We start from the raw sequence: 11799 nt of genomic DNA, 5'->3' as shown, positions 1-11799 counted from the left end.
CCAACTGGACAAGGCGGCGGGGGAGACTCCGTAGGGCGGCGTGCGCGGACTGGCCGGCGGCGTCGGTTTCTGAGGAGCTGCGAGATGTCGTAGGGCCGCACGGGCGGATTGGTCGGCGGCGGCGGTTTCTGAGGAGCGGGTAAGAAGATGACGGAATCCTGACGAGCAGCCGCGATCCCTGGTCCCGTCGGGGTCGCGGGTGTTCGAATGGATACGTGAACTCCGAACAACCCGAGGAGCTCGGTGAGCCGCAGCCGTCGGCCGAGCGCGGCGCACCGATCGGCCGACGTGTCCTGCTGGGCACCATCGGCCTGGGCGCCCTCGGCGTGGTCGCCGCGCCGCCGCTGCAGCGCGCCCTGGAGAGCTTCCTCGGCGCGGCGGCCGAAAAGGACCCCACCGGACTGACGGGTCTGCTGCCCAACGGCGGCGGTTTCCGCTACTACTCGGTGACGACTTCGGTGCCGCACAAGGACGCCTCGAACTACCGGCTCACCGTCGACGGCCTGGTGGACCACCCGAAGACGTACACGCTCGACGACCTGCGTGCCCTGCCGCAGACCCGGATGGTCAAGGACGTCCAGTGCGTGACCGGCTGGCGGGTGCCGCACACTCCCTTCGAGGGGGTGCGGCTGTCCCACCTGCTGGACGCCGCCGGGGTGCGCGGCAGGGCCGGGGCGGTGCGCTTCTCCTGCTTCGACGGCGCGTACACCGAGAGCCTCGCCCTCGACCAGGCCCGCCGCTCCGACGTCCTGGTGGCGCTGCGGATGCAGGACAAGGACATCGGCCACGCCCACGGCGGCCCGGTGCGCCTCTATGTGGCGCCGATGTACTTCTACAAGTCCGCCAAGTGGCTGTCCGGGATCACCGTCACCGAGGACGTGCGGCCGGGCTACTGGGAGAAGCTGGGCTACGACGTCGACGCCTGGGTCGGCCGCTCGAACGGACGCGACGATGACCCTACGAGCTGAGACCCACAGCCCGCCGACCGCCGGCGTCCGCCGCTTCGGCCCCGTCCAGCGCTGGGTGCACCGCACCACCGCCGCACTGATGGGCGTCTGCGTGCTGACGGCCGCCTTCCTCTACGTCCCCGAACTCGCCGAACTCGTCGGGCGCCGCGAACTGGTGGTCCGCATTCACGAGTGGGCCGGGCTCGCCCTGCCCGTGCCGGTGCTGGCGGGCCTGTTCTCCCGGTACTTCCGCGCGGACCTCGGGCATCTGAACCGCTTCGGCCCGCACGACGGGATCTGGCTGCGCGCGGCCCTGCGCCGCGACAAGCGCCGCTCCTCGCGCCCCGCGTCCAAGTTCAACGCGGGGCAGAAGATCTACGCGTCCTGGATCGCCGGGGCGTCGCTGGTGATGCTCGGCACCGGCCTGATCATGTGGTTCACGCATCTCACCCCGATCATGTGGCGCACCAGCGCGACCTTCGTCCACGACTGGCTGGCCCTGACCATCGGCATCGTGCTCGCCGGCCACATCGGCATGGCGCTCGGCGACCCGGAGGCACGCGCCGGGCTACGGACCGGAGAGGTCAGCCGTGAGTGGGCCGAGCGTGAGCACCCCTTGTGGCGTCCCTGACGACCCGCCCGGCGACGGCACCACGGCGGGCGCCGCGACGGTGAGGGCGTCCTTCGCCCGCACCTCGGTGCCGCCGTACCGGACGGCCACGTCGACCCGCTGCGGATAGCGGTCCAGGGACGGCACCACGGCGGACAGCACCAGCCGGTCGCCCGACCGCGACCGCGCCACGGGCGGCCCGGCGAGCCGGTGCCCGCCGATGAGGACGACCCCGGACCGCAGCAGCCCGGCCTGGTCGAAGTAGGTGTCGCGCAGCTCGATCGCGACGGTGTCGCCCGGCCGCACCCGGGCGTCGCCGCCGCCCGGGTCCACGCCGGCGATCCGGTAGTCGCAGGCGGGCGGCGCGTCCGAGGCCGCCGTCAACCGCGCGCCCGCGCCCGGGTACCGGCGGTGGAAGTCGAGCAGGGCGCCGAGCACGGCGTAGGCGGCACGGCCCTTGCAGGTGCCCGCCTTCCCGGCCGCCCCGGCGTACTCCTGTGCCGCCGCGCTCCAGCTGCCGCCCTCGCCCTGCACGGCCAGACACGCGTCGGCCAGCCCCCGCAGCACTCGCCACTCGGGGTCGGACGACGACGTGGGAATCATGCCGAGGTCGGCCCGGCAGTGGTGCGGATCGCGGAGCCGGTCGTAGACGCTCGACGGATCGGGAGCGGAGTGGGCGTCGGAGCCGGTGTCGGGCGAGAGGGGTCCGGGCGGGAGCCACACGGGGCTTGCCAGTAGCCGGTAACGGGGCGAGGAGGAAGGCGTGGGGGAGGAGGTGCCCAGCGGCGCGGGCGTGGTCTCCCCGGAATGGCTCGGACTGTTCGGCAGTACGGTGCGGCTCGCCTCTCCGGCAGGCGACTCCCGGGGGCCGGACGGCTTCGGCGCGACGAAGGAGCGGGCACTGCTCGACGGCCCGACCGTCACGATCGTGGCGCCTCCGCCTCCTCCGTCAGGGGTGCCACTTCCGTCACCACCGAAGGCCGCGACAGCCACCGCCACCGCTCCCACCACGAGCAGCCCCGAGACACGCATCCCGAGGGAAATGGCCATGACGCCCCCCGACGCACAGGCCCCCGGGCGCCTGGGTCCGGGGACCTCCCCATTTTCGGGCCGACGGCGCCGCCGGGGAAGACGGCCTCGGCCATCCTTGGTGAAAAACGGCCTCCCGGAAGCGGAGACTCAGGCTCCGAAGTCCAGCAGCACCTTGCAGGAACGGCCGCGGTCCGCCGCGAGTTCGAACGCGGCCTCGGCGTCCCTCACCGGGACCACCGCACTGACCAGCGCGTCGAAGGCGGGCTCGGCCGCGAGCAGCCGCAGCGCCTCGTCGAACTCCGTGTCGAAGCGGAACGCCCCGCGCAGGTCGATCTCCCTGCTCACCACGAGGTTCCCGGCGAACGGGCTCGGCCCGGGCGGCAGCATCCCCAGCTGCACCACGACCCCACCGCGCCGCACCAGCCGCAGACACGTGTCGAGCCCCGCGGCCACCCCGGACGCCTCCACCGCCGCGTCCGCCTCGGACGGCCACCCGGCGTCGTCCGGGTCGTCGGCCCGTACGACCGTGTCGGCGCCCGCGAGACGCGCGTACTCCAGCGCAGCCGGGAGGAGGTCGGTGGCCGTGATGTGCGCGGCACCCGCCGCCCGCGCGGCGGCGACGACCAGACAGCCGATGGGCCCGGCTCCCGTCACCAGGACATGCCGGTCCTGCACCGGACCCGCCCGCCGCACCGCGTGCAGCGCGACCGAGAGCGGCTCGGCCAGCGCGGCCCGCCGCAGATCCAGCCCCTCGGGCAGCGGCCTCAACTGCCCGGCGGGTACGGCGATGTGCGCCGCGAAGCCGCCCTGTACGTGCGGGAAGCGGGCGGCGCTGCCGAGGTAGCGGGTGTCGCGGCAGACGTTGCGGCGCCCGCCCGAGCATTCCGGGCAGCGCCCGCACGGGGTCGCCGGATGCACCGCGACCGCCGTACCGACGGCCGGACCCGGCGCGCCCGGGGAGCCGTAGGCCACGACCGTCCCGACCACCTCGTGCCCGAGCAGCATGGGCTCGCGCAGCCGGAAGTCACCGACCCCGCCGTGCCGCCAGTAATGCAGGTCGGACCCGCAGATGCCGCCGTAGCGGACGGCGACCAGCGCCTGGCCGAGAGCGGGCTCGGGGACTGGCAACTGCTGGACGCGCAGGTCCTGTTGGCCGTGGATCACACAACCGAGCATCTCCGTCATGAGCCATACCCCTTTACAGGACGCTCGTCATTCCGCCGTCGACGTACAGCACCTGTCCGCTGATGAAGTCGGCGGCGGGCGAGGCGAGGAAGAGCACCCCGCCCACCAGGTCCTCGGTACGGCCCCAGCGGCCGGCCGGGGTGCGGCGGCGCACCCAGGCGCTGAACTCCTCGTCCTCGACGAGGGCCTGGGTCAGCTCGGTCTCGATGTAGCCGGGGCCGAGCCCGTTGACCTGCACGCCCTGCGGGCCCCAGTCGGCGCACATGCCCTTGGTGAGCATCTTCAGGGCGCCCTTGGTGGCGGCGTAGGGCGCGATGCCGGGGCGGGCCACCTCGCTCTGCAGCGAGCAGATGTTGACGATCTTGCCGTGGCCGCGTTCCGTCATCCGGCGGGCCGCCTCGCGGCCGACCAGGAACGCGCTGGTGAGGTTGGTGTCCAGGATGCGGTGCCAGTCCGCGTCCGTGAACTCCAGCAGCGGGGCGCGCAGTTGCATGCCCGCGTTGTTGACGAGGATGTCCAGCGGGCCCACCCGCTGTTCGACGTCCGCGATGCCGGCGGCCACGGACGGGCCGTCGGTCACGTCGAACACGGCCGTGTGCACGTCGCCGGGCAGCCCGGCCGCCGCCTCGGTGAGGCGGTCGGCGTCGCGGCCGTTGAGGACCACCGTGCAGCCGGCCTCCGCCAGGCCGCGGGCCAGGGCGAGCCCGATCCCGCGGCTGGAGCCGGTGACCAGGGCCGTGCGACCGCTGATGTCGAAGAGCGGGTGACTCATCCCCGAACCCCTAAATGATCACGGAGAGCAGCAGGACCAGAGCCCCGCCGATCACCGAGATGATCGTCTCCATCACCGACCAGGTCTTGATGGTCTCGCCGACGCTCAGGCCGAAGTACTCCTTCACCAGCCAGAAACCGGCGTCGTTGACATGGCTGAAGAAGAGCGAGCCGCAGCCGATGGCGAGGACGAGCAGGGCGGTGTGGGAGGTCGACATGTCGGCCGCGAGCGGGGCCACCAGGCCGGCCGCCGAGACCGTCGCCACCGTCGCCGAGCCGGTGGCGAGGCGGATGATCACCGCGATCAGCCAGGCCAGCAGCAGCGCCGAGATGTTCCAGTCCTTGGAGATGTCCAGGATCATCTGGCCCACGCCCGAGTCGATGAGCGTCTGCTTGAAGCCGCCGCCCGCGGCGACGATCAGCATGATGCCCGCGATGGGCATGAGGCCCTTCTCGACGGTGTCGGTGATCCGGCCCCGGGTGAACCCGGCGGCCCGGCCCAGCGTGAACATGCCGACGATCACGGCCGCGAGCAGCGCGATCAGCGGGTTGCCGATGACGTCGAAGACCCGCTGGGTGAGGTTCTCGGGGTCGTCCACCACGATGTCGACCAGCGCCTTGAGCAGCATCAGTACGACCGGCAGCAGCACGGTGGCCAGGGTGGCGCCGAAGCCGGGGCGCGTCTCCAGCTCCTCGGAGGCGCGCGGCGGCAGCATCCGCTCGGGGACGGGCGCGTCCACCCAGCGGGCCGCGACCTTCGAGAACAGCGGACCGGCGATGATCACTGTCGGTATCGCGACGAGGATGCCGAGCGCCAGCGTCACGCCGAGGTTGGCGTGGACCGCGTCGATCGCGACCAGCGGGCCGGGGTGCGGCGGGATCAGACCGTGCATCACGGACAGACCGGCGAGCGCCGGGATGCCGATGCGCATCAGCGAGAAGTTGCCGCGCCGGGCGACCATCAGCACGACCGGGATCAGCAGCACGATGCCGACCTCGAAGAACAGCGGAAGGCCGACCACGGAGGCGATCAGCACCATCGCCCACGGCATGACCCGTCCGCTCGCCTTCGCGAGGATCGTGTCGACGATCTGGTCCGCGCCGCCGGAGTCGGCGAGCAGCTTGCCGAGGATCGATCCGAGGGCGATCAGTACGCCCACGCTCGCGACCGTGGCGCCGAGCCCGGTGGAGAAGCTGGTGATGACCTTGTCGAGCGGGGCGCCCGCGACGGCGCCAAGCACCAGCGAGCCGATGGTCAGGGACAGGAAGGCATGCAACTTGAACTTGGTGATGAGCAGCACGATGACGGCGATGCCCACCAGAACGGCGATGCCCAGCTGAGCGTGGCCGGCCGAGGTGATCGGCTCGGGTGCGTCCGCTGCCAGCATCTCGACGCTGAGTCTGGTCACGGTGTTTTCCTTGCGGGTACGGGGATGGGGAGGGTGTTACCGGGCCGGGTGAGGAAGCGTTTCCAGCGCGTTCACGGCCCGTGCGGTGATCTCTTCGGGACTGCCGGTGACGTCCACCTCGACGCCCGCCTCGTCCGGCTGGAGCGGCTGGAGCGTGGCGAACTGGGAGTCGAGCAGCGCCGTGGGCATGAAGTGGCCCTGCCGGTGCGCCATCCGGTTCTCGATGAGGGCGCGGTCGCCCGTCAGGTGCACGAAGACGACACCGGGTGCGGCTGCCCGCAGCCGGTCGCGGTACGACCGCTTCAGCGCCGAACTGCTGACCACTCCGCCGAGCCCGGCCCGCCCGTGCGCCCAGGTGCCGATGGCGTCGAGCCAGGGCCACCGGTCCTCGTCGTCGAGCGGGACACCGGCCGACATCTTCTCGATGTTGGCCGGCGGATGGAAGTCGTCGCCCTCGGCGTAGGGAACGCCGAGCCGGGCCGCGAGCAGGGGACCGATGGTGGTCTTCCCGGTGCCCGCGACACCCATCACCACGACGACATGGGGGGTGCTCATACTGCCTCGCTGTCTGCTGTCCTCGTCGACGCCTGACGCATGACGCGTCGACGACACTGAAACCGATTAGGTACGACGAATCAAGAGCCTGTGACAAATAAGTCTGACTTTTTGTTCCTGTGATCCGCCCCGTACGCTGAGTGCATGAGCACACCGGGCCGGGGGCTGCACGGCCGCGTACTGGACTCCCTCGGCCCCGCGATCACCGCGGGCGAGTACCCGCCGGGCAGCGTCCTGCGCACGGACGAGCTGGCCCAGCACTTCGAGGTGTCACGCTCGGTGATGCGCGAGGCCGTCCGGGTCCTGGAGTCCATGCACCTGGTCCAGTCCCGCAGGCGCGTGGGCGTGACCGTGCAGCCGAAGTCGGCGTGGAACGTCTACGACCCGCAGGTCATCCGCTGGCGGCTGGCCGGCGCCGACCGCCCCCACCAGCTGCGCTCGCTGACCGTCCTGCGCTCGGCGATCGAGCCGGTCGCCGCGGGACTGGCCGCCCGGCACGCCACCGCCGAGCAGTGCGCCGAGCTCACCGAGTGCGCGCTCGGCATGGTCGCGAACTCGCGCGGCCACCAGCTGGAGGCGTACCTGGTGCACGACATGGCCTTCCACCGGGTGATCCTCGCGGCCTCGGGCAACGAGATGTTCGCCCGGCTCGGTGACGTCGTCGCCGAGGTGCTCGCGGGCCGCACCCACCACGAGGTCATGTTCGAGGACCCCGACCCGGCCGCCGTCACCCTGCACGTCCAGGTCGCCGAGGCGGTCCGGGCGGGCGACGCGGCCCGCGCGGAGGAGCTGACCCGCCAGATCACGGTGGGCGCGCTCCAGGAACTGGACATCCTGGCGCCGTAGGGGCCGGCGGCCCTCCAAGCCCGGTGGCCCTCAAGTCCGGTGGCCCTCAGTCCAGGAACTCCCCGTTCACGTACACCCACGCCCCCTCCACCCGCTCGAACCGGCTCCGCTCGTGCAGCGAGCCGCCCCTGAAGGACGCCCGGAACGTCACCGTGCCGGTGGAGTGGAAGGCGGACCCGTCGGTCGTGGCCAGGATCTCCAGGCCCGTCCACCGCATCCCGGGGTCGAGTTTGAGTTGTGCGGGACGGGTATTCGGGTGCCAAGTCCTCAGCAGATACGGCTCGTTGAGCTTCACGAAGGCGCTGTAGCGCGAACGCATCAGGGCCTCGGCGGTCGGGGCGGCTGTTTCACCCCGGTGGATTCGGCCACAGCACTGTTCGTACGTCTCCGCAAGACCGCAAGGGCAGGAGGGGTTGTGATCAGGGGCGGAGCCGTGCTGGCGCCGGGATTGCGAGGTACGTCGGGACATGGACTCCATTCTGCTGCACCACACCCTGTGTGAAATCTGTGAAGCGCCTGATCCGACACGCGCGCATCCCGTGTGGGTCGTGCACACCGTCCTCCATCGAACCTCCCTTCCGACTGGCGTGAACCCGCCTTGCTCGCGCAACGGTCAACTCCCCAGGCTGGACAGAGCACTTGAGCATCAGGAGTCACAAGCACGTGTGCTTGACCCGGGCGGCCGTCCGACCGGGGTGATGACGGGGGAACGCTGATACGGGGTGTGCGGGCCGGCGCGACTGGACGCGCCGGCGGAGCTGCCGCCTGCCGCTGTGCCGAAACCTCTGCCCTTGCCGTCTCTTGGTGCCCTTCAACCGGTGCCTGACAGGGATAGGAGGGGGAATGCCGACGAATGCCGTGAGCGCCGCGAGGCCGACGTATCCGGGCGTCTACGTCGAAGAACTTCCCAGCAGCACCCGCACCATCTCCGCCGTGACCACGTCGGTGACCGCATTCGTCGGGCACACCCGGCGCGGCCCGCTCAACGAGCCGGTGCGCGTCACCGGATTCACCGAGTTCGAGCGGCGCTTCGGCGGGCTGAGCGCGCAGAGCCCGCTCGCCTACGCCGTCCACCAGTTCTTCGGCAACGGCGGCTCCGTCGCCGTCATCGTCCGGGTCACCAAGGCGGGCAGCGGCAAGGCGGCCTGCGTCGTCCTGGAATCCACCGAGGGCCACAGCGAGAGCCGGGTCCTCGAGGTGCACGCCAAGGAACCCGGCGTGTGGGGCAACGGGCTGCGGGTCGCCGTCGACTACGACACGCAGGCCTGTGACGAAACCTTCAACCTGCGGGTCTACGACGCCCGCGGCGACGCCCGCGAGAGCTTCAACGGGCTGTCCATGGACGAGGACAGCGCGAGCTACGCGCCCACCGTCGTCAACGCGGGCTCGCGGCTGATCCGCGTCGAGGCCGTCGGCGAGGGCCGCCCCGACCCGTCCGGCACCGTCTCCAAGCCGTTCGGCCACGAACTGCCCGACCTCGCCGTCGACCTGACCGTGAAGATCGGCGACGTGGAGCGCGAGTTCAAGCTCTACGACGCCGACTGCGACGGCGAAGCCCCGTCCAGCGTGGCCGAGTTGGCGCTGCTGCTGGAGCGCAAGCTGCGGGCTTTGCCCGACGCCCCCGGCAAGCACGCCTTCGCCGGTGTCGAGGTCACCGCCTTCGGCCGCCGTATCCAGGTGGTCGCGGGCTCCACCGACCCCGAGGACGTCGTCCGCTTCCTCGGCGAGTGCGCCAACGACCTGGGCCTGGAGGCCTCCGTCAACCCGCCGGTGTTCCCGCTGGAGGGCGGCGAGGACGGCGAGGCCCCCGGCCCGCGCGACCTCATCGGCTCCGAGGCCGGCAAGACCGGCATCCAGGCGCTGCGCGGCACGCCCGACGTCAACCTGCTGTCGCTGCCGGAGCTGGCCTCGTACGAGAAGACCGAGGACGCCCTCACCGTCGTCTCGGCCGCCCAGCGACTGTGCGAGGAGCGGCGGATCTTCCTGCTGGTCGACGCGCCCGCCACCTGGGTCAGCGTGGACTCGGCCCGCGCCGGCCTCGCCGCCTTCGACGCCGTCCGCGGCAACCACGCGGGCCTGTACTTCCCGCATCTGCAGCTCACCGACCCGCTCACCGGGCGGCTGCGCGCCTTCCCGCCGTCCGGCGCGGTCGCCGGCGTCATCGCGCGCACCGACTCCGAGCGCGGGGTCTGGAAGGCACCCGCCGGCACGGGGGCGCAGCTCGTCGGAGTGCACTCGCTCACCGTCGACCTGACGGACCGTGAGACCGGGCTGCTCAACCCGCTCGGCGTCAACTGCCTGCGCACCTTCCCGCTCACCGGGCCCCTGGTGTGGGGCGCCCGCACGCTGGAGGGCTCCGACGCCCTGGAGAGCGCGTGGAAGTACGTGCCCGTGCGGCGGCTCGCGCTGCACGTGGAGGAGAGTCTGCAACGCGGCCTGCAGTGGGTGGTGTTCGAGCCCAACGACGAGAGTCTGTGGCAGCAGATCCGGCTGTCCGCCTCCTCCTACCTGCACACGCTCTTCCGTCAGGGCGCCTTCCAGGGCAGCACCCCGCGCGAGGCGTACTTCGTCAAGTGCGACAGCGAGACCACGACGGACGAGGACGTGGCCAACGGCGTCGTCAACGTGCTGGTCGGCATCGCACCGGTCCGCCCCGCGGAGTTCGTCGTCGTCAAGATCCAGCAGACGTCGGGGCAGTTCGCGCTGTAGCGCCGGCAGATCCATGGAGAGCTGAAGGAATCCGATGGCTGAGTTCACGGTCAACGCGCACCGCTTCGACCCGTACAAGAACTTCAAGTTCCTTGTGCTGTGGGACGGTCGGACGGTCGCCGGTATCAGCAAGATCAGTCCGCTGAAGCGGACCACCGAGGTCGTCAAGCACCGCCACGGCGGCGACCCCTCCTCCCCGCGCAAGTCGCCGGGCCGCTCGGAGTTCGAGGGCATCACCCTCGAACGCGGGGTCACCCACGACCCCGAGTTCGACCGCTGGGCCAACAAGGTCTGGCAGGTCGGCGCGGGCCTCGGCTCCGAGGTGTCCCTCGCGGACTTCCGCAAGGACATCGTCATCCAGGTCCTCAACGAGGCCGGCCAGGTCGCCGTCTCGCACAAGCTCTACCGGACCTGGCCGAGCGAGTACCAGGTCCTCGGCGAGATGGACGCCAACGCCAACGCGGTGGCCATCCAGTCGCTGAAGCTCGAGTGCGAGGGCTGGGAGCGGGACTACGAGGTGCCCGAGCCGGAGGAGCCCTCGTTCCTCAACCCGGCGTGACATCGCGGTAGTTGAAGGAACCGGGGGAGGACATGGCGAACACCGGGGCGGCCGGACTGCTGGCCGCCTGGGAGGCGGGGCTCGGCGAGGCGCCCGCCGGCCGGGCGCTGCTGCTGCACCGCACGGCACGCCCGGACGTCGACGTCTCGCGGCTGCCCGCGCTTCCCGTGGGCGAGCGCGAGGCGGACCTGTTTGCGCTGCGCCGGGCGCTGTTCGGCGAGCGGATGCAGGTGCGCCTGGAATGCGCCGCCTGCGGCCAGGACATGGAGTTCGACCTGGACGCGGGCGAGCTCGCCGCGTCGCTGGGCGGGCGCGGCGAGCAGGTCGTACGGGTCCAGGAGGGCGGCTGGGACGTCGAGTTCAGGCTGCCCGGGATCGCCGACCTGCAGGCCGCGGCCCGGACGGCCGACCCGCGTGCCGCCCTGGTCGCCCGGTGCCTGGTCTCCGCGGCACGGGGCGGCACCGCCGTGGCCGACCCGCAGCTGCCCGCCGCGGTGCAGCGCCGCATCGCCGAGGCGGTCGAGGCCGCCGACCCGGGCGCCGACCTGGCGCTCAACATCGCCTGCCCCGAGTGCGGCGCGGCCACCCGGGCCGAGCTGGACATCGCCTCCTACCTCTGGACCGAACTGGACGCCTGGGCACGGGACGTCCTGCTCGACGTCCATCTGCTCGCCACCGCCTACGGCTGGAGCGAGCCGCAGATCCTGGCGCTCAGCCCGACCCGGCGCCGCTACTACCTGGAGCTGTGTGCGGATGTCTGACTCCCAGGACCCCAGGGGCCGTACGGACCACACGGGCCGCCCGGACGACCCGGCCTCCCCGGACTTCCTCGACCGGCTGATCGCCCGGCACACCGCCCCGCGACCGGCCGCCGTGCGGGTACGGCCCCGGCTGCCCGGCCCGTTCGAGCGCGTGGAGGCCGTACGGTCCCGGTCGGCGGCGCCCGAGGACGACGCGCTGCTGTGGCCCCAGGCCACGCCTGCCGCACCGTCGGCGGACCTGCCGCGGACCACGGCGGGCGAGGCCCGCACGCACACCGAACGCGAACACACCCTCGTACGCACCGAACATGAACCGGCGGGCCCGGACCCGCGTCCGGCCGCGCCGTCCCGCACGGCGGCACCCCTGCTGCGTCCCGCCGCGCCCGTCGCCCCCGGGCCGCGGCCCCCGGCCGAC

The 11799-nt window shown here is 72.0% G+C and carries 12 protein-coding genes and 1 pseudogene; 7 read left to right on the top strand and 6 right to left on the bottom strand.

Annotated elements, in window-relative coordinates; genetic code table 11:
* Positions 1-215 precede the first annotated feature (215 nt).
* Positions 216-968, top strand: coding sequence for a molybdopterin-dependent oxidoreductase (locus tag JYK17_RS39300; protein ID WP_222812263.1), 753 nt, complete (start codon positions 216-218; stop codon positions 966-968).
* Positions 952-1578, top strand: a complete 627-nt coding sequence (locus JYK17_RS39295; RefSeq protein WP_108011856.1) for a cytochrome b/b6 domain-containing protein — start codon at positions 952-954, stop codon at positions 1576-1578. Before JYK17_RS39300 ends, JYK17_RS39295 begins: the two co-directional genes overlap by 17 nt.
* On the opposite strand, the gene JYK17_RS39290 is transcribed toward JYK17_RS39295, so the two are convergent.
* The 5 genes from JYK17_RS39290 to JYK17_RS39270 form a co-directional block, all read right to left on the bottom strand.
* Positions 1516-2607: a hypothetical protein gene (locus tag JYK17_RS39290; protein WP_222812262.1), complete on the bottom strand. Its 1092-nt coding sequence runs from the start codon at positions 2605-2607 to the stop codon at positions 1516-1518. The genes JYK17_RS39295 and JYK17_RS39290 overlap by 63 nt on opposite strands.
* Before the next feature lie 129 nt (positions 2608-2736).
* Complete coding sequence (locus JYK17_RS39285) at positions 2737-3765, bottom strand: L-idonate 5-dehydrogenase (RefSeq protein ID WP_222812264.1); 1029 nt, start codon at positions 3763-3765, stop codon at positions 2737-2739.
* 22 nt (positions 3766-3787) lie between these two features.
* Positions 3788-4546 (bottom strand): glucose 1-dehydrogenase, encoded by a 759-nt coding sequence (locus JYK17_RS39280; protein WP_108011850.1) that lies wholly within the window; start codon positions 4544-4546, stop codon positions 3788-3790.
* 10 nt (positions 4547-4556) lie between these two features.
* Positions 4557-5954 carry a GntT/GntP/DsdX family permease gene (locus tag JYK17_RS39275; protein ID WP_222812261.1) on the bottom strand — a complete coding sequence of 466 codons (1398 nt, stop codon included), beginning with the start codon at positions 5952-5954 and terminating at the stop codon, positions 4557-4559.
* Between the two features lie 36 nt (positions 5955-5990).
* Positions 5991-6509, bottom strand: coding sequence for a gluconokinase (locus tag JYK17_RS39270; protein WP_108011846.1), 519 nt, complete (start codon positions 6507-6509; stop codon positions 5991-5993).
* A gap of 144 nt (positions 6510-6653) precedes the next feature.
* Between JYK17_RS39270 and JYK17_RS39265 the strand changes: the two genes are divergently transcribed.
* The gene (locus JYK17_RS39265; RefSeq protein ID WP_108011844.1) at positions 6654-7355 is read left to right on the top strand and encodes a FadR/GntR family transcriptional regulator; all 702 of its coding nucleotides are present in this window, start codon (positions 6654-6656) and stop codon (positions 7353-7355) included.
* Between the two features lie 46 nt (positions 7356-7401).
* Here JYK17_RS39265 and JYK17_RS39260 read toward each other — a convergent pair whose 3' ends face one another.
* Positions 7402-7824 carry a YchJ family protein gene (locus JYK17_RS39260; protein WP_108012062.1) on the bottom strand — a complete coding sequence of 141 codons (423 nt, stop codon included), beginning with the start codon at positions 7822-7824 and terminating at the stop codon, positions 7402-7404.
* 374 nt (positions 7825-8198) lie between these two features.
* Here JYK17_RS39260 and JYK17_RS39255 point away from each other — a divergent pair, with 374 nt between their 5' ends.
* The 4 genes and pseudogenes from JYK17_RS39255 to JYK17_RS39240 form a co-directional block, all read left to right on the top strand.
* Positions 8199-10064, top strand: coding sequence for a phage tail sheath subtilisin-like domain-containing protein (locus JYK17_RS39255; RefSeq protein WP_108011842.1), 1866 nt, complete (start codon positions 8199-8201; stop codon positions 10062-10064).
* A 34-nt stretch (positions 10065-10098) separates the two neighbouring features.
* The gene (locus tag JYK17_RS39250; RefSeq protein WP_016434446.1) at positions 10099-10623 is read left to right on the top strand and encodes a phage tail protein; all 525 of its coding nucleotides are present in this window, start codon (positions 10099-10101) and stop codon (positions 10621-10623) included.
* A gap of 32 nt (positions 10624-10655) precedes the next feature.
* A complete protein-coding gene (locus JYK17_RS39245; protein WP_108011840.1) occupies positions 10656-11384 on the top strand; it encodes a T4 family baseplate hub assembly chaperone in 729 nt (242 codons plus the stop codon).
* Positions 11377-11799 (top strand): annotated as a pseudogene (locus JYK17_RS39240) (hypothetical protein); the annotation flags it as partial. The gene JYK17_RS39245 and the pseudogene JYK17_RS39240, both read left to right, overlap by 8 nt.

Origin of the sequence: Streptomyces plumbidurans, assembly GCF_019857225.1 — a bacterium.
Classification (GTDB): domain Bacteria; phylum Actinomycetota; class Actinomycetes; order Streptomycetales; family Streptomycetaceae; genus Streptomyces; species Streptomyces plumbidurans.
The sequence above is the reverse complement of the archived record's forward strand: the minus strand, read 5'-3'. Positions and strand labels throughout refer to the sequence as shown.

Bases quoted from the DNA above. Each gene is read 5' to 3' on its own strand.
- JYK17_RS39295 (WP_108011856.1), top strand. From the start codon at position 952: ATGACCCTACGAGCTGAGACCCACAGCCCGCCGACCGCCGGCGTCCGC.
- JYK17_RS39290 (WP_222812262.1), bottom strand. From the start codon at position 2,607: ATGGCCATTTCCCTCGGGATGCGTGTCTCGGGGCTGCTCGTGGTGGGA.
- JYK17_RS39285 (WP_222812264.1), bottom strand. From the start codon at position 3,765: ATGCTCGGTTGTGTGATCCACGGCCAACAGGACCTGCGCGTCCAGCAG.
- JYK17_RS39280 (WP_108011850.1), bottom strand. From the start codon at position 4,546: ATGAGTCACCCGCTCTTCGACATCAGCGGTCGCACGGCCCTGGTCACC.
- JYK17_RS39270 (WP_108011846.1), bottom strand. From the start codon at position 6,509: ATGAGCACCCCCCATGTCGTCGTGGTGATGGGTGTCGCGGGCACCGGG.
- JYK17_RS39265 (WP_108011844.1), top strand. From the start codon at position 6,654: ATGAGCACACCGGGCCGGGGGCTGCACGGCCGCGTACTGGACTCCCTC.
- JYK17_RS39260 (WP_108012062.1), bottom strand. From the start codon at position 7,824: ATGTCCCGACGTACCTCGCAATCCCGGCGCCAGCACGGCTCCGCCCCT.
- JYK17_RS39255 (WP_108011842.1), top strand. From the start codon at position 8,199: ATGCCGACGAATGCCGTGAGCGCCGCGAGGCCGACGTATCCGGGCGTC.
- JYK17_RS39250 (WP_016434446.1), top strand. From the start codon at position 10,099: ATGGCTGAGTTCACGGTCAACGCGCACCGCTTCGACCCGTACAAGAAC.
- JYK17_RS39245 (WP_108011840.1), top strand. From the start codon at position 10,656: ATGGCGAACACCGGGGCGGCCGGACTGCTGGCCGCCTGGGAGGCGGGG.